Below are 20,126 nucleotides of genomic sequence, written 5' to 3' on the forward strand. Positions count from 1 at the left end.
GGGCCTATCCGGCAGACTTGCTCCCAAGGCCTGGCGCCACAAGCGTCAGGCTTGACTGACGCACGCTGACGCGGCGTGCCAGGAGCCCGTGGATGCCTCACAAGGTTGAGCTGCCTTACACCCGATTTTTATCCCCTGACGGCCAATTGCTCGGCGATCTTCCTGCCTGGGCCGACGATTTCAATTTGCTGACGCGCCTTTATCGGCAGATGGTCCTGACCCGTCTTTTCGATCAGAAAGCCGTCGCCCTGCAACGCACCGGGCGCATTGGCACTTATGCGCCGACATTGGGCCAGGAAGCCATTGGCGTCGCCGTCGGCAGCGTGATGCACGCCGAAGACGTGCTGATTCCGTATTACCGTGACACCGCCGTGCAGTTGATGCGCGGGGTACGCATGGAAGAAATCCTCCTGTACTGGGGCGGTGACGAGCGCGGCAGCGACTTTGCCGAACCGGCGGCGGCCCAGGATTTTCCGATCTGTGTGCCGATTGCCACCCAGGCCTTGCATGCCTGCGGCGTTGCCAGTGCATTCAAAATCCGCGGCGAACATCGGGTCGCCGTCACCACCTGCGGCGACGGTGCCACCAGCAAGGGCGATTTCCTCGAAGCCCTCAACGTTGCCGGTGCCTGGCAGTTGCCGGTGGTGTTCGTGGTCAATAACAACCAATGGGCGATCTCGGTGCCACGACGGATTCAGTGCGGCGCCCCGACCCTGGCACAGAAAGCGATCGGTGCCGGGTTCCACGGTGAGCAGGTCGACGGCAATGACATGCTCGCGGTTTACGACCGAGTACAAGCGGCCCTCGAAAGGGCGCGTCATGGTAAAGGCCCTGTGTTGCTGGAATGCCTGAGCTATCGCCTCGGCGACCACACCACCGCCGACGATGCCACACGCTACCGGTCGGCTGACGAGGTCAAACAGGCCTGGCTCGAAGAACCGATTAAACGCCTGCAACGTTTCATGGTCGGCCAAGGCGTGTGGGACGAAGGTCGCGAACAGGCGCTGATCAGCGAATGCCAGGGCTTGGTGCAGCGCGCTGTGGATAACTTCGAGGCAGCGGGTACTCAGGCGCCCGAATCGATCATGGATCACGTCTACGCCCAATGGCCGGCGTCCCTCGCCGGGCAGCGTGAAGAGTTGCTCGAAAGGGCGGCGCGCCGCGCGGGAGATTCGAGCCATGAGTAACGGCAAAGTCACGTTGCTGGAAGCGGTGAATCTTGCGCTGCATCGGGCGATGAGCGAAGACGAGAACGTTATCGTCCTCGGTGAGGATGTCGGAGTGAACGGCGGCGTGTTTCGCGCCACCCAAGGGCTGCGCGACAGCTTTGGCTTCAAGCGAGTCATCGACTCGCCGCTGGCCGAAACCATGCTCGGCGGAATCGTGGTCGGCATGGCCGCGCAGGGCCTGAAACCGGTGGTGGAAATCCAGTTCATGGGTTTCATCTACGCGGCCATGGAACACCTGGTGTCCCACGCCAGCCGCATGCGCAATCGCACGCGCGGGCGGATCACGTGCCCGATGGTGATGCGCACGCCGATGGGCGCAGGGATTCGCGCGCCGGAACATCACAGTGAAAGCACTGAAGCATTGTTCGCGCACATTCCAGGTCTGCGGGTGGTGATTCCGTCATCGCCGGCTCGGGCCTATGGCTTGTTGCTGGCGGCCATCGATGACCCGGACCCGGTGGTGTTTCTCGAGCCGACCCGGCTCTATCGCATGAACCCGCAAACGCTGGTGGATGACGGTAAACGCCTGCCGCTGGACAGCTGTTTCACCCTGCGCGAAGGCAGCGACATCACGCTGATCAGCTGGGGCGCCAGTGTGATGGAAACCCTGCAAGCCGCCACCGCATTGGCCGAGCGGGGTGTCTCGGCGGAAGTGATCGATGTCGCGAGTATCAAGCCGCTGGACCTCGACACGCTGGAAGCCTCGGTGCGCAAGACCGGTCGCTGCGTGATCGTTCATGAAGCGCCGCGCTCCTGCGGCGTCGGCGCGGAAATCGCCGCGAGCCTCTACGAGCGGGTGTTGCTGGACTTGCAGGCACCGATTCAGCGAGTCACCGCGCCGGATATTCCGCCGCCGCTGTATCGACTGGAATTGCTCTATATGCCCAACGTCGAGGACATTCTTCAGGCCTGCGACAACGTTCTTCAATTTTCCTGAACCCAAGGAGGCTGCGATGAAGTATTTCAAACTGCCGGACCTGGGCGAAGGTTTGCAGGAGGCGGAAGTCGTCCGTTGGCACGTCGCGGTCGGCGATACCGTGAAGGCCGATCAACTGCTGGTGTCGGTGGAAACGGCCAAGGCCCTTGTGGATATCCCCGCACCCTATGACGGCGTGGTGGCGAAACTTCATGGCGGTGAGGGCGACATCATTCACGTCGGTGAACCCCTGCTCGGTTACGAAGGCGAAGCGGACGCGGGCACCGTAGTCGGGCGGCTTGAAGGTGGCGGCAGCAGTCAGGAGGACTCGTTTTTCATCGGGCCAGCCCCTTCGACCCGAGAGCACCTGGCGACTCGCGCCACACCGGCTGTGCGGCAACTGGCCCGGCAACTCGGCGTGGAGTTGAGCGGGATGACGGGCTCCGGCCACGAGGGACTGATCACCCGCACGGATGTGGAAAGCGCGGCTCAAACCGAACGCGAGCGCTTCGGCGGCGAACGGTTGCGCGGTGTGCGGCGCAGCATGGCGCTGAACATGGCGCGGTCTCATGCCGAAGTGGTGCCGGTGACGATTTTCGGTGACGCCGACCTGCATCGCTGGGGTCAGGCCCGCGAACCGCTGATTCGTCTCGCCAAAGCGATGGCGGCCGCGTGCGCCGTGGAGCCGGTGCTCAACAGTGCCTTCGATGGCAAAAGCCTGTCGCTCAAACAACACGAACGGCTCGATCTGGGCATCGCCGTGGACACCCCGGACGGCTTGTTCGTGCCCGTGCTGCGCGATGTCGGTCACCGCACCCCGGCTGACTTGAAGGAAGGCGTCATGCGATTAAGGGCCGACGTGCAGGCGCGATCGATTCCGCCCAAGGAAATGATGGGGGCGACCCTGACGTTGTCGAATTTCGGCACCTTGTTCGGTCGCTATGCCAACCCGGTGGTGGTGCCGCCGCAAGTGGCAATCCTCGCCGCTGGCGCGATCCGCGACGAACCGGTCGCAGTCGATGGTGCGGTGGTGGTGCATCCGGTCCTGCCGCTGTCCCTGACCTTCGATCATCGCGTGGTGACGGGGGGCGAGGCGGCGCGTTTCTTCAAGGCGCTGGTCGAGGCGCTGGAGCAACCCGACGCTTAGGTTTTTCGCAGGCATGAAAAAGGCCCTGAGTCATTTGACTCAGGGCCTATTCAATTCGGGCGTTGCTTACTTGGCAGCCTTGGGGGCTTTAGCTGGCTTGGTCGGCTCAACGACTTCAACAGGTGCAGGCGCCTCAACGGGGGCAGCCTGTTCAACGACTTCAGCCGGCGCATTGAGCAATTCGGACAACGCATCCGGCTGGCTCTTGAACGCCTTGGCGAACACATCGCGGTTCTTCGCCATGTAGATCCCGGCTTCTTCCACTTGCTGTTCGGTCAGGGACGGAACGGCTTTGTGCAACACTTCAGCCAGCAACTCGGCCAGTTCGAGCATTTTGTCATGACGGTCAGCTTCGGCTTTATCCATGAACAAGCGCTCCAGATCTCGGCTGCTGCGGTATACCACTTCGACGGCCATTCACCACCTCACATGCCTTCACATTAAGTTGTCTTATTCGACTACTGTATTTATATACAGCGAAAAGGATAAGCGAATCCCTGCGCTTTGGGTAGTGGCTTTTTAATGTAGACCGAAATCAGGTGGTCTGCGCAAGACCTGTGGGAGCCGAGCTTGCTCGCGATGAGGCCCTCGAACGCTCCACAAAAGTGTCCAATGGCAGCCCATCGCCATCTCACCCAACAGCCCCTGGCCTTTTTTCTGCATGCAGAACAACCGTCACGTCAAACCCGCATCATCCGCTCGAACCGAGCTAAGGAAGAATCATCGTGAAAATCAACTGGGCCGAGAACCTGCGGCAGAACGTGCATCAACTGGCCGAGTCGCTGGGCAACCTGTTCGTCGAGACCTTCCACTACCTGGCGCTGTTCGCCATCGGTGCAGTCACCGCGTGGGCGGCGGTGATGGAATTTCTGGGGATGATCGAAGCAGGGCACATCAAGATCGATGACATCTTGCTGCTGTTCATCTACCTGGAACTGGGGGCGATGGTCGGGATTTATTTCAAGACCAACCACATGCCGGTGCGCTTCCTGATCTACGTGGCGATCACTGCGCTGACGCGGCTGCTGATCTCCAACGTCTCGCACCACAACCCGCCGGATATCGGCATCATCTACCTGTGCGGCGGGATTCTGCTGCTGGCGTTTGCGATTCTGGTGGTGCGTTACGCCTCGTCGCAATTCCCTTCGGTGAAGATCGCACACCCGCAACGCAAGATCGGTGCGGGTTCCGGTGAGCATCCCGAAGTGGAGAAGGGCGAGCTTTAAAGCCGCATGGCCGGCCGGCTGTGGCCCTTGACGCGTGGCGGCGGCAGGTTGCAATTGTCGCCGTCGGTCATGGCTTCAAGGATGGCCACGGCGCTGTGGCCCTGTTCGATGGCGATGCCGAATTGAATGCTTTGCACCAGGCGTTTGAGGCGCTGGGTGTCATTGCGTTGTTCGGCGCTGATCATCCGTTTGGCGACCACGTGACCGCTGTTGGACAGGGTCAGCATGATGCTGCCATCCAGACCCTGAATGCTCAGGTTGATCTGATAATCCGCTGCAAAAGCATCGGTAATGAGCTGAAAAGGGTTGTCCATGATGCGTCACCGCCTGATTGAACGTGCAGTTGTTGACCGGCCATGATCGGGTTGGTTCGCAATACCAGACCATCGGCATTCCATGTTCATTACTTTCTTCCGTATCGCGTAGGAGCTGCCGAAGGCTGCGATCTTTTGATTTTTGGCGCCCTTGAAGGCGCTACAGATCAAAAGATCGCAGCCTTCGGCAGCTCCTACATAGATATAGCAAGTGGCATGCCGGAAAAATTGTCGAACAATAGACACGGTAAAAAAGAGGCGGGCACCGTGGCCCGCCTTCTTTTTGCCTGCCCGTTTCAGGGCATGAATGAGTAGATGATCGCAGACAGTGCAATCAAACCGATCAGCACCACGAACACGTTCGAGGCCTGACCCGAGTACTGGCGCAAGGCCGGCACGCGGCGGATGGCGTACATCGGCATCAGGAACAGCAGGCACGCGATGATCGGCCCACCGAGGGTTTCGATCATGCCGAGGATGCTCGGGTTGAACGTCGCCACGGCCCAGCAGCTGAGGATCATGAACAGCGCGGTCACGCGGTTAAGCCAGCTCGTTGATATCACCCGGCCACGACCGCGCAGGCTTTTCACGATCAGGCCCTGGAAGCCTTCGCTGGCGCCGATGTAATGGCCGAGGAAGGACTTGGTGATCGCCACCAGCGCAATCAACGGCGCGGCGTAGGCGATGACCGGCGTCTGGAAGTGGTTGGCGAGGTACGACAGGATCGAGATGTTCTGCGCCTTCGCGGCGGCCAAATCAGCCGGGGACAGGGCCAGCACGCAGCTGAAGCAGAAGAACATCACCGTTACCACCATCATCGCGTGGGCGATGGCGAGGATGCCGCTGCTTTTGCGTTCGGCCTGTTCGCCGTAACGCTGTTTCTGATCGACGGAGAAGGCGGAGATGATCGGCGAGTGGTTGAACGAAAACACCATCACCGGGATCGCCAGCCACAGCGTCTTGAAGAACAGCGGCATCGGCATGCCTTCACTGGCGGTGGCGAAGAATGCGCCGTTCCAGTTCGGGATCAGGCTCAAACCGAGCAGCAGCAACGCCGCAACGAACGGATAAACCAGCACGCTCATGCATTTGACGATGACACCCTGACCGCAACGGACGATCGCCATCAGACCGAGGATCAGTACCAGCGACAGAATCGCCCGCGGTGGCGGGGCGATGTGCAACTGATGCTCCATGAAGCTGCTCAAGGTGTTGGTCAGCGCCACGCTGTACACCAGCAGAATCGGGAAGATCGCAAAGAAATACAGCAGCGTGATCAGCTTGCCGGCACCGATGCCGAAGTGTTCTTCCACCACTTCGGTGATGTCCCCGGAGCGCCCGGACAGCACAAATCGGGTCAGGCCGCGATGGGCGAAAAAAGTCATCGGAAACGCCAGCACTGCCAGGATCAGCAGCGGCCAGAAACCGCCTACGCCGGCGTTGATCGGCAGGAACAGCGTGCCGGCGCCGATGGCGGTGCCGTAAAGACCGAGCATCCAGGTGGTGTCGTGTTTACTCCAGCCCTTGGTGGCTGTTGCTGTGTCGCGTTTGAGTTCTACAGCAGGATTATCGGCAGCAGGTGTACGTACATCGGTCATCGTTTGGCCTCGTTATTGTTCTTGCTCGGGCTCACGTGCGGACGGTCAGGGAGTGCTCCTCAGCACTCCACCCAGCTAACAGCCAGGCCGCCCCGTGAAGTCTCTTTGTATTTGTCATGCATGTCGGCGCCGGTATCGCGCATGGTGCGGATCACCCGGTCCAGGGAAATGAAATGTTTGCCGTCGCCGCGCAGGGCCATTTGCGTGGCGTTGATCGCCTTCACGGCAGCAATCGCATTGCGCTCGATGCACGGCACTTGCACCAGCCCGCCGACCGGGTCGCAGGTCAGGCCGAGGTTGTGTTCCAAACCGATTTCGGCGGCGTTTTCCAGTTGCTCGGGGGTGGCGCCGAGCACGTCTGCCAGACCGGCGGCGGCCATGGCGCAGGCGGAGCCGACTTCGCCCTGGCAGCCGACTTCGGCACCGGAGATAGACGCGTTTTTCTTGCAGAGAATGCCCACGGCCGCTGCGCCCAAAAAGAACGCCACCACGTCATCGTCCGACGCGTCCGGGTTGAATTTCATGTAGTAGTGCAGCACCGCCGGAATGATCCCCGCCGCACCATTGGTCGGCGCCGTGACCATGCGCCCGCCCGCCGCGTTTTCTTCGTTCACGGCGAGGGCAAACAGGTTCACCCACTCCATGGCCGACAGTGTGGAGGTGATGACATTCGGCTTACCGATTTCCAGCAGGCTGCGGTGCAATTTCGCTGCGCGGCGCGGAACATTCAGACCGCCGGGCAGGATGCCTTCGTGGCGCAGGCCTTGCTCGACGCATTCGCGCATCACCGACCAGATGTGCAGCAGGCCCTGACGGATTTCGGCTTCGCTGCGCCAGGCCAATTCATTGGCCATCATCAACTCGGAAACGCGCAGGCCGTGCAGGTTGCAGAGCCTGAGCAATTCGGCAGCGCTGGAGAAATCGTACGGCAGCACCACATCGCTGGTTGGCGCGATGCCGGACTCGGCTTCGGCCGCCTCGATGATGAAACCGCCGCCGATCGAGTAGTACGTTTGCTCCGCCAGCTCTCCGGTTTCGCCAAAGGCTGTCAGGGACATGGCGTTGGGGTGGTAGGGCAGGCTCTCGTCGAGCAGCAGGAGGTCGCGTTGCCAGTTGAAGGCGATGGTCGATTTGCCTGCCAGAGACAGTTCGCCAGTTTCACGCAGAGACTGGATTCGACTGTCGATGGACGTGGGATCGATGCTGTCCGGCCATTCACCCATCAGGCCCATGACGCAGGCGCGGTCGGTGGCGTGACCGACGCCGGTCGCCGACAGCGAGCCATAAAGTCGAATTTCTACTCGCCGTACGTCGGCCAGCAATTGTTGGTCAATCAGGGCTTGGGCGAAGGTCGCGGCGGCACGCATCGGGCCGACGGTATGGGAACTGGACGGACCGATGCCGACTTTGAAGAGATCGAAAACACTGATAGCCATGCTAAAGCCTATACAAGCAATGGAAGAGAAATCGCTGCCATTTTTGTAGGACAAGCGCAATGTCGGCGATACTGCCTACCTCGGTCCTACGTGACCAACGAAACTTCCTAAGACAGCCTTTAGCAGGACTAAACAATGAGTCGCCAATTGCACGCCCAGACTTACGTCTGGCTGCACGTGTTTTCCTGTGCCGCGCGGCACTTGTCGTTCACCCGATGCGCCGAAGAACTGCACATCACGCCGGGTGCGGTCAGTCAGCAAATCCGACAACTGGAAGAACGACTTGGGTTTCGACTTTTCCACCGTCGTGCTCGCGGTGTGGAACTGAGCGCCGAAGGCCAGCGATTGGCCATCACGGTCAACGAGGCTTACGGCAGCATCGATGCGGAATTGCGACGACTGGACGCCGGAATGATCAGCGGAATTTTGCGGGTGCGCTCGATCCCGTCGTTCCTGAGCAAATGGTTGACCCCACGCCTGCCACGTTTGCAGCAGCGATTCCCGGACATTCAATTACGGCTCGTAGCCGAGGACAGCAGCGTGCCATTGCACGAAGGCGACTTCGATTTGGCCATCGACCTGAATGACGGGAGCTATCCCGGTTTGTTATCCACAACCTTGCTCGACGAACAGATATTCCCGGTCTGTGCCCCAAGCCTGCTGCGCGGCCGGCCACCGCTGCATGGCCCGTCGGACCTGATGCATTTCCCGTTGCTGCACGACATTACCGCCTGGCGCGGCAGTTACGAGTATGCGGAGTGGGAGTTCTACCTCAACGCCATCGGCTTCGAAGGCGCGGATGTGCGGCGCGGGCACACCTTCAATCGCAATCACCTGACCATCGAAGCGGCGATTGCCGGGATGGGCGTGGCGATTGCGCGGCGAACGTTGCTCAATGACGAGCTGGAGCGGGGGACGTTGATCGTGCCGTTTGGCCTGGCGGTGCCCAATCACAAGCGTTACGTGCTGCTTTATGCGCCGGGGGCGCTGAGCCATCCGGGCGTGCGTGCGGTGCATGACTGGCTGGTGGAGGAGGCGGGGATATTTCGAAGCCTGCACCCGCTGGCGGAGCGGCAGATGTGAGCAATTGTGACAAAAGAGCCAGGCGACCCAACTCCCGACCTTAACAGCGCTTTTGCTCCTTGTCCGGCTTTTTTTGCGAATCAAAATTTATCTTTTTTTAGGGGTTGAATTGTTCTGCGAGCAGACCGATTGTGTAAGTAAGAGGTCACGGTGATGACGCCCAAGGGCCAGCCGATGTGCCTCTCGCGAGCTAGCTGAAATAAGGGATGAACTATGCAAATCCAAGTCAACAGCGATAACCATATTCAAAGCAGCATCCGACTGGAGGAGTGGGTACGTACTACCATTGAGAGCACGCTCGAACGTTATGAAGAGGACCTGACACGCGTCGAGGTTCACCTGCGGGACGAGAACGGCGACAAGCCCGGTCCCCATGACATGCGCTGTCAGCTGGAAGCGCGGCCAAAAGGCCACCAACCGATTTCTGTCACCCATAAAGCCGCAAACCTGGAACTGGCGATCGACGGTGCGGCCGAAAAACTTGAACATGCGCTTGAGCACCTGTTCGGCAAACTGCGGGGCAAACCACGTGCCGCTGTCGTGCCGTTCGAGAGAGTTGCAGCCGATGCGCTGCTGGAAGACGAATTTCTCGAGAACGAACAGGCTGCGCAAAACGGCTGAAGCCTGATTAATTTTTTTCCTTTCCACTGACAAACGGGTCTGCTTATGCAGGCCCGTTTTTGTTTGTGCTGACTGACATTTGGACTGCCGTAACAACGATCCCGTCGGATCTCTTTTGCACATGAGAATATTTATCATTAATATTGCGACCTTGTTGGCCCCGTGACATTCACGAGGCTTCACCCGTTTCAAGGTCGAAACATGAAAGGCAAAATCACCGCGCTCCCCGTTTCCTACCGACTGGCCGTCACTTCCCGAGTGCTGGCTGCCGTGTTGGGGGGATACCTCGTCGCGGCATTGGCCAGTGTCAGCCTGACGATGTGGCTGCCCATGGCTCGCGGCGAAGCGGTGGTCACCGGGATGATGACCTCGTTTCTGGTGTATCTGGTCGCCGTACTCTGGTGTTTCGCCTGTCGCAATGCGTGGCAAGCCTGGTTCGGATTGATCGTGCCGAGCGTGGTATTGGCGGCGGTGTCGGGGCTGGCCTACTGGATGGACCACTCATGAAAGAGGGCTTTCGACAGGCCATGGCGTGGCTGCACACCTGGGCCGGGTTGATCTTCGGCTGGCTGCTGTTCGCGATTTTCCTGACTGGCACACTCGCCTATTTCAAGGACGAGATCAGCCACTGGATGCAGCCGGAAATTCCCGCCCGTTCGCTGTCCTCCGAAGCCAGTCTGACCGTTGCCCAGCACTACCTTGAGCAGCACGCCGCGGGTGCCTCGCGATGGCTCATCGATTTACCGGATGCTCGCGAACCCGGGTTGTCGGTGAGGTGGCAGCAAGCACCGGCCAAGCCAGGCACGCGCGGTCAATTAACCGAAAAACTGCTCGACCCGCAAACCGGTGCAGAAGTGCAGGGCCGGGACACACGCGGTGGCGAATTCTTTTACCGTTTCCACTTTCAGTTGCAAATGCCCTATCCGTGGGGGCGCTGGCTGTCGACCATCGCCGCGATGGTGATGTTCGTCGCGCTGATCAGCGGGATCATCACCCACAAGAAAATCTTCAAGGATTTCTTCACCTTCCGCCCGCGCAAGGGCCAGCGCTCCTGGCTCGACGGGCACAACGCAGTGGGCGTTCTGGTGTTGCCGTTTCATTTGATGATCACTTACAGCAGCCTGGTGATTTTCATGGCGATGGTGATGCCGGCGAGCATCCTTGCCTCGTACAAAGGTGATGTCGAGGCGTATTACGATGAGGTGTTTCCAGCGTCCAATACGCCTGAAATGGCAGGCAGACCGGGCCAGTTGGCACCGTTGGGTCCGCTGCTGGAACGGGCCAGCGAGCTGTGGTCGGGCGGACGGGCCGGGCGATTGACGGTGAACAATCCGGGCGATGCGAATGCCTCGGTCATTCTTGCGCGTGACGGCGCCGACCGAGTGGTCCACGACTTTGGCAGCGCGTTGACATTCAACGGCGTGACCGGGCAGCTGCTCAGCACGACGCCCAAGCAAACACTGCCCATGGCGATTGCCGGCAGTTTCTATGGCTTGCACATGGGCCATTTCGCCGGTCCGGTGTTGCGCTGGCTGTACTTCGTTTGTGGTTTGGCGGGCACCGCGATGATCGGTACCGGGCTGGTGATCTGGCTCGGCAAGCGTCAGCTCAAACATGTGAAGAGCGGCGTGATGCCGTTTGAATTGCGACTGGTGGAAGTCCTGAACATCGCCAGCATGTCGGGGTTGATGGTCGCGGTGGCGGCGTTCTTCTGGGCCAATCGATTGTTGCCGGTCGCAATGGCCGAGCGCGCGGATTGGGAAGTGAACGGCTTCTTCATCGTCTGGGGCTTGAGTGTGTTGCACGCCATGGTCCGCCGTGGTCGTGCAGCGTGGGTCGAACAGTTGGCGCTGGCGGCGTTGCTGTTCTGTGCGCTGCCTCTGCTGAACGCGTTGACCACGCCTTATCACTTGGGCGTCACCCTGATTCAGGGCGATTGGGCCATGGCCGGTTTCGATTTGACGTGCCTGGGCAGTGGTCTGTTTTTCGCGTGGGCTGCGTGGAAAATGCAGCGCGCGGGGCAGGCTGGAATCGTCACTCGAGCGCGGGCGAAATCGGTAATGCTTGAGCAAGAGGCGCACTGAATGTTCTTGGCCTGGTTGCTGTGCTACGGCGGTTTCACCGCGCTCTGTTTATCGATGGATCGGCATCACGCCGAACTGCTGGGGCGCAAGCCCTCGGCCCGTCGCCGCCAAGGAATGAAACTCAGTGGCTGGCTGTTGCTGGCGTTATCGCTGTGGGCTGCGGTGTCGTCGACGGGCTGGGGACTTGGATTGGTGGAGTGGTTTGCGGTGTTGATGCTCAGCGCTTTGCTGCTGGTGTGGTTGATGCCGTATCGCCCGCGCCTGGCCTTGGCGTTGGCCGGTTTGAGTCTGCTCGCCAGCCCCGTCGCCGTGTTTGCAAAGGGCTGACCTGATGATCACCCGTCCACCGGAACCCCATGACGATGAACATCACGGTGCGCGTGCGCATTTCCTGCAGGTGTTCCTTTCCCAGCGTTCGCAAATGGAAGCGCTGGTGAGCCGCCGAGTCGGTTGCCGGGCGACGGCCGCGGACCTGGTGCAGGACTTGTTCCTGCGATTCTGGCGTCGACCGCTGGTGCAGGTCGAAGAACTCAGCACTTACCTGTTGCGCTGCGCCGGCAACATCGCCATCGACCATTTGCGCAGCGAAGGCACGCGGGTGCGGGTCAACGAGGGCTGGATGCCGGATCAACCCGACAGTCACGGCAGCGAACCGCAAGCGGCGTTGGAGGCGGGCAACGACTTGCGTCACGTCGAAGCGGCGTTGCGCGCGCTGCCTGAGCGCACGCGGCAGATTTTTTTGCTCAACCGTATTCACGGGCGCAAATACGCCGAGATCGCCAAGGCCATGGGTTTGTCCCAAAGCGCCGTGGAAAAACATATGATGCGCGCCCTCGAGGCTTGCAAGGCCAGCCTGCGGGAACCCGAACCGCGCACGCCAGGGAAAGCACTGTGAACAACACCGAACGCGTCACCCCGACGCCTGCTCAGGAACAGGCGGCCTTCGCCTGGTTGAGTCTGTTGCATGATCAGCCGAGCAGCGGCGATCAGGTCACCTTCAGCCATTGGCTACAGGCCGACCCGGCCCATGCCGAGGCTTACGCCCAGGCGCAAGTGGTGTGGGAGTTGACCGAAACACCGGCCCGAGCGTTGGCCGATGAAGACGCGTTTGCCTTGCAGGGTTACCTCAACGCCATGAATCGCTCGCGCCGTACCCGCGTTCGGCGTTGGTCCGGTGCGTTGGCGATGGCCGCGTGTCTGGTGCTGATGATCGGCTTCGGTGCTGGCTGGCAACCATCGCGCTGGGTCGATGATCTGGGCGCGGACTATGTGTCGGCGCCGGGGGAAATTCGCACCGTCACGCTGGCGGATCAGTCACAAGTCACCTTGGACGCCGACAGTGCAATTGCCGTGGATTTCAGTCGTGGCGAGCGGCACGTTCAGCTGCGGCGCGGCGCTGGGTTTTTCAACGTGGCCCACACCGGTGAGCCGTTTGTGGTGGACGCTGAAAAAGGCCAGGCGCGGGTGCTGGGGACTCAGTTCGAAGTGCGTCTGCAACCGCACGGCGCTCAGGTCACTGTGTTGTCCGGTCGGGTTGGTGTGACGGCTGACAAAAACGCCACGCAACAGATCCTCACCCCTGGCCAGCAAGTGGCGTATGGCGAGGGTTCAGCGGAAAAACTCCACGCGGTCGACAGCGAAGCGCAGTTGGCCTGGCGTCAGGGATGGCTCAATTACTACAAGGCGACACTCGCCGACGTGGTGCAAGACCTTGGGCGGTATTACCCGGGACGGATTGTGCTGCTCAACGATGAACTCGCGGCACGGCGGGTCAGTGGCAGCTTTCCTAGCAAGGATCCGCAAGCGGTGCTGAGTTCGTTGCAAGGGGTGTTGGGGTTTGAGCAGCACAAGGTTTTGGGGCATCTGATTATTCTTCGTTGAGGCATACGGCCTCATCGTCGGAACGCCGCCCGGAGCAAGCTCGCTCCCACAATTTGGAATGCATTCCCCTGTGGGAGCGAGCTTGCTCGCGATGGCGTCAGATCAAACACCACATCGCTCCGATAAAAAATATTTTCAACTTTCTGGTGAGGTAAACCCCGACGCCATTCGTGTAGTGACTGAAACTGCGAGTCATTCGCATCCGTAGCGGTTCTACACAGGTCATGAGCAATGAAGTCCAGGGCGAAATCGGGTTCGGTCAAACAATGGTTGGGTACATGTGCCTTGAGCTTTTCGGCGCTGGCATTGCTGCCGTTGAGTATCGCGGTGGGGGCTGAGGCCGGAAGTGCCCGACAGAGTGCGCAGTTCAGCTTCGCAATGGCTGCCAAACCGCTGCCTCAGGCCTTGAGCGACTTCAGCCGGATCACCGGTATCAGCGTGGTCTACACCGATGAGGCGCCTTACGGCATCAACGCTCCAGCGCTCAGCGGAGAGATGAGTGCCGAGCAAGCGATGCAGCGTTTGCTCAGCGGTTCGGGGTTCACCTTCCGTCGCACCGACGGCCACACATGGGTGCTGGAGCCGTTGCCAACCGATGGTGCCTTGAACCTGGGCGCGACCACCATCACCTCGGTGGCCGATCAATCCATGAGCTATCAGCCGCCGCCCACCAGTTCGGTGATGCGCACATCGGCCTTGCTTCAGGAAATCCCTCAGACCGTCAACGTGGTTCCGGCTCAGGTCATTCGTGATCAGGCGCCGCGCAATCTGGATGACGCGCTGGCCAACGTCAGCGGCATTACTCAAGGCAACACACTGGCGAGCACTCAGGACTCGGTGATGACTCGCGGTTTCGGCGACAACCGTAACGGCTCGATCATGCGCGACGGCATGCCGATCGTGCAGGGCCGTGGCATGAATGCGACCGTGGACCGGGTCGAAGTGCTCAAGGGCCCGGCCTCGCTTCTTTACGGCATTCAAGACCCGGGCGGTGTGGTCAACATGGTCAGCAAAAAGCCAGAGCTTGAGCAATACAACGCCCTGACCCTGCGTGGCTCGACCTACGGCGACGGCAAAAACGGCAGCGGTGGCGGCCTCGACAGCACCGGCGCGTTGGGTGATTCCGGGTTGGCCTATCGCATGGTCCTGGACCACGAAGACGAAGATTACTGGCGCAACTTCGGCACTCACCGCGAGACATTAGTAGCACCGTCACTGGCCTGGTTCGGCGAAAGCACCCAGCTGTTGTTCTCCTACGAACACCGCGAGTTTCTGACCCCGTTCGACCGTGGCACGATCATCGACCCGCGTGACAATCATCCGCTGGACATCTCCCGCGAGCGTCGCCTCGACGAGCCCTTCAACAACATGGAAGGACGCTCGGACCTCTATCACTTCGAGGCCGATCACGAGCTCAACGACAATTGGAAAGCCCACTTCGGTTACAGCTGGAATCGCGAAACCTACGACGCCAGCCAAGTGCGCATCACCGCCATCGACACCAACAAAGGCACCCTGACTCGCAGCATGGACGGCACTCAGAACGCGATCAGCACCGACCGCTTCACCACCGCCAGCCTTGAAGGCAATGTCCAACTCGCGGGGATGAAGCATGACCTGGTGTTCGGCGTCGACGACGAGTACCGCAAGATCTACCGCGAAGACCTGATCCGCCAGAAAAGCCTGAGCACCTTCAGCTACGTCAATCCGGTCTACGGCCGTGAAGTCGCTGGCACCACGGTCAGCCCGGCGGACAGCGCGCAGACCGATGAACTGCGCAGCGATTCGGTATTCCTCCAGGACTCGATCCACCTGACCGATCAATGGATTTTCGTCGCTGGCGCACGCTTCCAGGAATACGACCAGTACGCCGGCAAAGGCGTGCCGTTCAAGGCCAACACCGACAGCAACGGCCAGAAATGGGTGCCTCGCGCCGGCCTGGTGTACCGCTACACCGATGAACTGTCGTTCTACGGCAGCTACACCGAGTCGTTCAAACCCAACTCGACCATCGCGCCGTTGAGCGGCAGCAGCACCGTGCTGGACGGCAGCATCGCGCCGGAAGAAGCCAAGTCCTGGGAAATCGGCGCCAGGCTCGACATGCCGGGCCGCGTCACCGGTAACGTCGCGCTGTTCGACATCAAGAAACGCAACGTGCTGGTGGCCAACTCCGAAGGCCCCGTGACGATCTACAGCGCTGCCGGCGAAGTGCGTTCCCGTGGTCTGGAAGTGGACCTGAGCGGTCAGCTGAGTGATCGCTGGAGCATGATCGGCAGCTATGCCTACACCGATGCCGAAGTCACCGAAGACCCGATCTACAAAGGCAAAAAACTGCAAAACGTAGCGAAGAATAGCGGCTCGCTGTCGGCGGTTTATGACTTTGGCACCATCGTCGGTGGTGATCAGTTGCGGGTTGGCGCGGGTGCGCGGTATGTCGGTGAGCGAGCGGGTAACGCCGTGAACGATTTCGACTTGCCGAGCTACACCGTGGCTGATGCGTTCGCCACGTACGACACCAGAGTCGAAGGGCAGAAGGTCAAGTTCCAGCTCAACGTGAAGAACCTGTTTGACCGCACCTACTACACCTCGGCGGCGAGTCGGTTCTTTGTGTCGATGGGCGATTCGCGGCAGATTTCGTTGTCGAGCACGTTGGAGTTCTGATCGCAGACCGCGTCATCGTTCATCGCGAGCAAGCTCGCTCCCACATTGGATCTGTGTCGTTCACAAATCCCCTGTGGGAGCGAGCTTGCTCGCGATGGCGGCATCCTAGACACCGATAGTCTTCGGGCCTACCGCAAAAACGCCTGGCGATACTCACCGGGTGTTCCGCCCAATGCCTGACGAAACCGATTGGTGAAGTGACTGGCACTGGCAAACCCACACGCCAACGCAATTTCCCCCAACGGCTGCGACGACGAACGCAGTAACTCCCGCGCTCGGTTCAGTCTGCGAGCCAACACATACTGATGCGGCGGCAACCCAAAGCTCTCGCGAAACATCCGCGCAAAGTGGTATTCCGACAACGCACACAACGCAGCCAACTGCCCCAGGCTGATGGCCTCGGCCAATTGGTTGTCGATGAACTCCACCAACTGCCGCCGCTGATGCGCTGCCAATCCACCTTTCAGCCGCAAGCCCTCACGCATCCCAACCTGGCCGAGCAGTACGTGGCTGAGCATTTCATGGGCCAGGCTGCTGGTGAGCACGCGTTCGCCGGGCTCGTCCCAGTTGAGTGTGAGCATTTGCCGAAAGCGCCGGGCTTGCGCCGGGTCGTCCAGAAAGGTGGCTTCGCGCAACTGCAGCTCGCGAGGTTCGCGGTCCAGCAACGTTACGCAGCCGAGCGCAAATTGTTCGGGGCTGAAATACACATGGGCCAGGCGAATGTCGCCGTTGATCACCCAGCCCGATTGATGCTCGGCCGGCAGGATGCACAGCTTGTCGGGGCCGCCCTTGGTGTCGGGCTGGTCGCGGCGAAAGGTTCCGGTGCCGCCGGCGATGTAGCAGGACAAGGTGTGATGGCTCGGCGCTTCGTAATCCTGGGCGTCGTGATGGTTGCTCCACAAGGCTGCAGCCATGCCGTCACCGAGCTCGGCGCTGTGCTCGAGGCGAGCATTGGGCGAGCGGTTGAGGGCTTGAAAGACTTGCAGGTTTTCCAGTGCGGGCATGATGGCTTCTCTCCGACGCCTTGCATCCTACTCCGTAGCCGTTCGGCTGCCAGCCTGTGGCCCGACAAAAGCGCAAGTTTATGCAAGTGCAAAAGCCCTTGGCGCAGGACACTGAAGGCCTATTCAGGAGTCTTTGCCATGAACCTTTCGTTGTATCTGCTGACCGTGCTGATCTGGGGCACCACCTGGATTGCCTTGAAATGGCAACTGGGCGTGGTGGCGATTCCGGTGTCGATTGTCTATCGCTTCGGCCTCGCAGCGTTGGTGCTGTTCGTGGTGCTGGTGCTGAGTCGCCGCCTGCAAGTGATGAACCGTCGCGGGCATCTGATCTGTCTGGCGCAGGGGTTGTGCCTGTTCTGCATCAATTTCATGTGTTTTCTGACTGCCAGCCAGTGGATACCCAGTGGTCTGGTCGCGGTGGTGTTTTCTACCGCCACGTTGTGGAACGCACTCAATGCACGCGTGTTCTTCGGCCAGAAAGTCGCTCGCAATGTGCTGATGGGCGGTGCGCTGGGGCTGCTCGGGCTTGGCCTGTTGTTCTGGCCTGAGGTGGCGGGCCACACCGCGAGCCCGCAAACCTTGCTCGGGTTGGGCTTGGCATTGCTCGGGACGCTGTGCTTCTCGGCGGGCAACATGCTGTCGAGCCTGCAACAGAAAGCCGGGCTCAAACCGCTGACCACCAACGCCTGGGGCATGGCCTATGGCGCGGCCATGCTGTCGGCGTGGTGCCTGGTCAAAGGCATTCCGTTCGACATGGAATGGAACACGCGCTACATCGGCTCGCTGCTGTACCTGGTGATTCCGGGTTCGGTGATCGGTTTCACTGCCTACCTGACGTTGGTCGGGCGGATGGGGCCGGAGCGCGCCGCCTATTGCACCGTACTGTTCCCCGTCGTGGCGCTGAACGTGTCGGCGTTTGCCGAAGGCTATCAATGGACCGCGCCCGCCTTGGTGGGGTTGGTACTGGTGATGCTGGGCAATGTGCTGGTGTTTCGTAAGCCCAGGGTGGCGATGGTGCAAGGGAACGGCAAATTGGCTTAAAGGTTTGGTTAATCGAACGCTGAAACGTCAGCGTTCGATGTTGAGCGTGATGTAAATCAGCAGTGGAAACATGAAGTCCACGATGTGCCTGGCCCAATCCTTGGCGTTCCACGTTGCGGATTCATCCATATTGAACCATTCGGTGCCGATCACTTGCAGGCAGATGTAGTAGACAAAAAAGCCGATCAATAGTCCGATGATCGCAAACTTCTTCGCTTCGTGAAAAACGGCTGCAGGTGTATTGATGTTTCGATAAAGATGGTAAGTGCCCAGCAAGCAGAAAGCCGTATAAACAACTTCCAGAGTGATGATTAACCAATAAATACGGTGATGGAGCATCGGCGAAGTGATTGCTCTGTAACTCAGGTTCAGGTTTTCCCGGGTGGTGTCCATGCTGAGGATGTGGCCGACGTATTCGTAATTGGACGGGTAGTCGGTAAAGTTGCTGTACATCACCATCAAGCCAAAAAAGCTTATGTAGGCCATTAGAATGACTTTGCTGTATCTAATGAGTTTGTCGGTTGTCAGGTCGTTCAATGCAGGGGCTCTCCATAACTTAAGTTCGCAGGGTGGACTAAGTAAGGGGAGTCTATAGTGAGCGTGTTTTTTGTAGCGGTGAACTGAATTGCAAGGTGTGTGTAACGGGCAGGCGGTTAAACGCCTGCCCGCTTTAGTTAGTGTTTCCAGACGTGTGGGTTCACCAGATCTTGCGGTCGCTCACCCAGCAAGGCGCTGCGCAAGTTAGCCAAGGCACGGTTGGCCATGGCTTCGCGGGTTTCATGAGTCGCCGAGCCGATGTGCGGCAATGTCACCGCGTTTTTCAGTTGGAACAGGGGGGACTCGGCCAGCGGTTCTTTCTCATAAACGTCCAGCCCGGCGCCGCGGATCCGGTTGTTTTGCAGCGCTTCGATCAGGGCAGGTTCGTCTACCACCGGGCCACGGGCAATGTTCACCAGAATTGCGCTCGGTTTCATCAATGCCAGTTCACGATGGCTGATCAGGTGTCTGGTTTTTTCGCTGAGTGGCACCACCAGGCAGACAAAATCGGCTTCGGCCAACAGTTGATCAAGGCTGCGGAACTGTGCGCCGAGTTCCTGCTCCAGCTCGGTCTTGCGGCTGTTGCCGCTGTAGAGGATCGGCATGTTGAAGCCCAGTCTCCCGCGACGGGCGATGGCCGCGCCGATGTTGCCCATGCCGACGATGCCCAGGGTCTTGCCGTGTACATCGCAGCCGAACAACGGTGCGCCAACGGTGGCTTGCCACTGGCCGGCCTTGGTCCAGGCGTCCAGTTCGGCGACGCGGCGGGCGCTGCTCATCAGCAGGGCGAAGGCCAGGTCGGCGGTGCTTTCGGTGAGGACGTCGGGGGTGTTGGTGAGCATGATCCCGCGTTCGTTGAAGTAGGCGAGGTCGTAGTTGTCGTAGCCGACCGAGACGCTGGAGACGACTTCCAGTTTGGCGGCGTTTTCCAGTTGTGCGCGACCGAGTTTGCGACCGACGCCGATCAGGCCGTGGGCGTGGGGCAGGGCTTCGTTGAATTGGGCGTTGATGTCGCCGTTTTTCGGGTTTGGCACGATGACGTCGAAGTCTTGCTGCAGGCGTTCGATCATTTCGGGGGTGACGCGGCTGAAGGCGAGGACGGTCTTTTTCATGGGTTGAGGGCTCGTCGGGCTTGGAGAGTGCCAAGCACGCTAACATTCTTCTTTGGATTTGGGGGAGGGTGTTGGGCGCTTTTGTCCTTGGCGGCCTTTGGGCCGACCATGTTTTGGGTGGGTGGTGTACATATCCGTTTCTGCGGTAACGGCGGCTTAGGGTTTCGCCCTTACGGCGAGTCACTTTTAACAAACGCCTTAAAAGTAACCAAAAGCGCTCGCCCCGAGCGTCCGGC

20 protein-coding genes and 1 pseudogene are annotated in these 20,126 nt (G+C 60.0%); 14 read left to right on the forward strand and 7 right to left on the reverse strand.

What is annotated here, in order from left to right:
* Positions 1 to 92: 92 nt before the first annotated feature.
* Genes pdhA through VD17_RS06450 form a run of 3 tightly spaced genes read left to right on the forward strand, consistent with a single transcriptional unit; the run spans position 93 to position 3,292 of the window.
* A complete protein-coding gene (gene pdhA, locus VD17_RS06440; protein ID WP_046053177.1) occupies positions 93 to 1,187 on the forward strand; it encodes a pyruvate dehydrogenase (acetyl-transferring) E1 component subunit alpha in 1,095 nt (364 codons plus the stop codon).
* Complete coding sequence (locus VD17_RS06445; protein WP_046053178.1) at positions 1,180 to 2,166, forward strand: alpha-ketoacid dehydrogenase subunit beta; 987 nt, start codon at positions 1,180 to 1,182, stop codon at positions 2,164 to 2,166. Before pdhA ends, VD17_RS06445 begins: the two co-directional genes overlap by 8 nt.
* A 16-nt stretch (positions 2,167 to 2,182) precedes the next feature.
* Positions 2,183 to 3,292 carry a dihydrolipoamide acetyltransferase family protein gene (locus tag VD17_RS06450; RefSeq protein WP_046053179.1) on the forward strand — a complete coding sequence of 370 codons (1,110 nt, stop codon included), beginning with the start codon at positions 2,183 to 2,185 and terminating at the stop codon, positions 3,290 to 3,292.
* Between the two features lie 162 nt (positions 3,293 to 3,454).
* Here VD17_RS06450 and VD17_RS06455 read toward each other — a convergent pair.
* A pseudogene (locus VD17_RS06455) lies at positions 3,455 to 3,709 on the reverse strand (YebG family protein); the annotation flags it as partial.
* A gap of 308 nt (positions 3,710 to 4,017) precedes the next feature.
* Here VD17_RS06455 and VD17_RS06460 point away from each other — a divergent pair.
* Entirely contained in the window at positions 4,018 to 4,518 is a 501-nt protein-coding gene (locus tag VD17_RS06460; protein WP_046053181.1) for a phosphate-starvation-inducible protein PsiE, read from the forward strand.
* Here VD17_RS06460 and VD17_RS06465 read toward each other — a convergent pair.
* The gene (locus VD17_RS06465; protein WP_033057836.1) at positions 4,515 to 4,832 is read right to left on the reverse strand and encodes a DUF3509 domain-containing protein; all 318 of its coding nucleotides are present in this window, start codon (positions 4,830 to 4,832) and stop codon (positions 4,515 to 4,517) included. The genes VD17_RS06460 and VD17_RS06465 overlap by 4 nt on opposite strands.
* 42 nt (positions 4,833 to 4,874) lie before the next feature.
* On the opposite strand from VD17_RS06465, the gene VD17_RS06470 reads away from it, so the two are divergent.
* Entirely contained in the window at positions 4,875 to 5,147 is a 273-nt protein-coding gene (locus VD17_RS06470) for a hypothetical protein (RefSeq protein ID WP_046053182.1), read from the forward strand.
* On the opposite strand, the gene VD17_RS06475 is transcribed toward VD17_RS06470, so the two are convergent.
* The gene (locus tag VD17_RS06475) at positions 5,129 to 6,430 is read right to left on the reverse strand and encodes a serine/threonine transporter (RefSeq protein WP_046053183.1); all 1,302 of its coding nucleotides are present in this window, start codon (positions 6,428 to 6,430) and stop codon (positions 5,129 to 5,131) included. The genes VD17_RS06470 and VD17_RS06475 overlap by 19 nt on opposite strands.
* A 59-nt stretch (positions 6,431 to 6,489) precedes the next feature.
* A complete protein-coding gene (locus VD17_RS06480) occupies positions 6,490 to 7,866 on the reverse strand; it encodes an L-serine ammonia-lyase (protein ID WP_046053184.1) in 1,377 nt (458 codons plus the stop codon).
* Between the two features lie 135 nt (positions 7,867 to 8,001).
* Here VD17_RS06480 and VD17_RS06485 point away from each other — a divergent pair, with 135 nt between their 5' ends.
* The 8 genes from VD17_RS06485 to VD17_RS06520 all read left to right on the forward strand — a co-directional run bounded on the left by VD17_RS06485 (position 8,002) and on the right by VD17_RS06520 (position 16,196).
* Complete coding sequence (locus tag VD17_RS06485) at positions 8,002 to 8,949, forward strand: LysR substrate-binding domain-containing protein (protein WP_046053185.1); 948 nt, start codon at positions 8,002 to 8,004, stop codon at positions 8,947 to 8,949.
* A 213-nt stretch (positions 8,950 to 9,162) separates the two neighbouring features.
* The gene (locus VD17_RS06490; RefSeq protein ID WP_008150614.1) at positions 9,163 to 9,570 is read left to right on the forward strand and encodes an HPF/RaiA family ribosome-associated protein; all 408 of its coding nucleotides are present in this window, start codon (positions 9,163 to 9,165) and stop codon (positions 9,568 to 9,570) included.
* A gap of 201 nt (positions 9,571 to 9,771) precedes the next feature.
* Positions 9,772 to 10,077, forward strand: a complete 306-nt coding sequence (locus VD17_RS06495) for a DUF3649 domain-containing protein (protein WP_046053186.1) — start codon at positions 9,772 to 9,774, stop codon at positions 10,075 to 10,077.
* Entirely contained in the window at positions 10,074 to 11,654 is a 1,581-nt protein-coding gene (locus VD17_RS06500; protein WP_046053187.1) for a PepSY-associated TM helix domain-containing protein, read from the forward strand. The genes VD17_RS06495 and VD17_RS06500 overlap by 4 nt, the downstream gene beginning before the upstream one ends.
* On the forward strand, positions 11,655 to 11,981 hold the full coding sequence (locus VD17_RS06505; RefSeq protein WP_046053188.1) for a DUF3325 domain-containing protein: 327 nt from the start codon (positions 11,655 to 11,657) through the stop codon (positions 11,979 to 11,981).
* A gap of 4 nt (positions 11,982 to 11,985) precedes the next feature.
* The gene (locus tag VD17_RS06510) at positions 11,986 to 12,549 is read left to right on the forward strand and encodes an RNA polymerase sigma factor (protein ID WP_185753108.1); all 564 of its coding nucleotides are present in this window, start codon (positions 11,986 to 11,988) and stop codon (positions 12,547 to 12,549) included.
* Positions 12,546 to 13,535: a FecR family protein gene (locus VD17_RS06515; protein WP_046053189.1), complete on the forward strand. Its 990-nt coding sequence runs from the start codon at positions 12,546 to 12,548 to the stop codon at positions 13,533 to 13,535. Before VD17_RS06510 ends, VD17_RS06515 begins: the two co-directional genes overlap by 4 nt.
* Before the next feature lie 231 nt (positions 13,536 to 13,766).
* Positions 13,767 to 16,196, forward strand: a complete 2,430-nt coding sequence (locus VD17_RS06520) for a TonB-dependent siderophore receptor (protein WP_046053190.1) — start codon at positions 13,767 to 13,769, stop codon at positions 16,194 to 16,196.
* A gap of 128 nt (positions 16,197 to 16,324) precedes the next feature.
* Here the strand turns inward: VD17_RS06520 and VD17_RS06525 are convergent, their stop codons facing one another.
* The gene (locus VD17_RS06525) at positions 16,325 to 17,200 is read right to left on the reverse strand and encodes an AraC family transcriptional regulator (RefSeq protein ID WP_046053191.1); all 876 of its coding nucleotides are present in this window, start codon (positions 17,198 to 17,200) and stop codon (positions 16,325 to 16,327) included.
* 138 nt (positions 17,201 to 17,338) lie between these two features.
* Between VD17_RS06525 and VD17_RS06530 the strand changes: the two genes are divergently transcribed.
* Positions 17,339 to 18,241 carry a DMT family transporter gene (locus VD17_RS06530; protein ID WP_046053192.1) on the forward strand — a complete coding sequence of 301 codons (903 nt, stop codon included), beginning with the start codon at positions 17,339 to 17,341 and terminating at the stop codon, positions 18,239 to 18,241.
* A 27-nt stretch (positions 18,242 to 18,268) separates the two neighbouring features.
* On the opposite strand, the gene VD17_RS06535 is transcribed toward VD17_RS06530, so the two are convergent.
* Positions 18,269 to 18,778, reverse strand: a complete 510-nt coding sequence (locus VD17_RS06535; RefSeq protein ID WP_046053193.1) for a DUF2165 family protein — start codon at positions 18,776 to 18,778, stop codon at positions 18,269 to 18,271.
* A 137-nt stretch (positions 18,779 to 18,915) separates the two neighbouring features.
* Positions 18,916 to 19,890, reverse strand: coding sequence for a 2-hydroxyacid dehydrogenase (locus VD17_RS06540; protein WP_046053194.1), 975 nt, complete (start codon positions 19,888 to 19,890; stop codon positions 18,916 to 18,918).
* Positions 19,891 to 20,126 lie beyond the last annotated feature (236 nt).

It is taken from the genome of Pseudomonas fluorescens, from assembly GCF_000968015.1.
GTDB lineage: Bacteria > Pseudomonadota > Gammaproteobacteria > Pseudomonadales > Pseudomonadaceae > Aquipseudomonas > Aquipseudomonas fluorescens_W.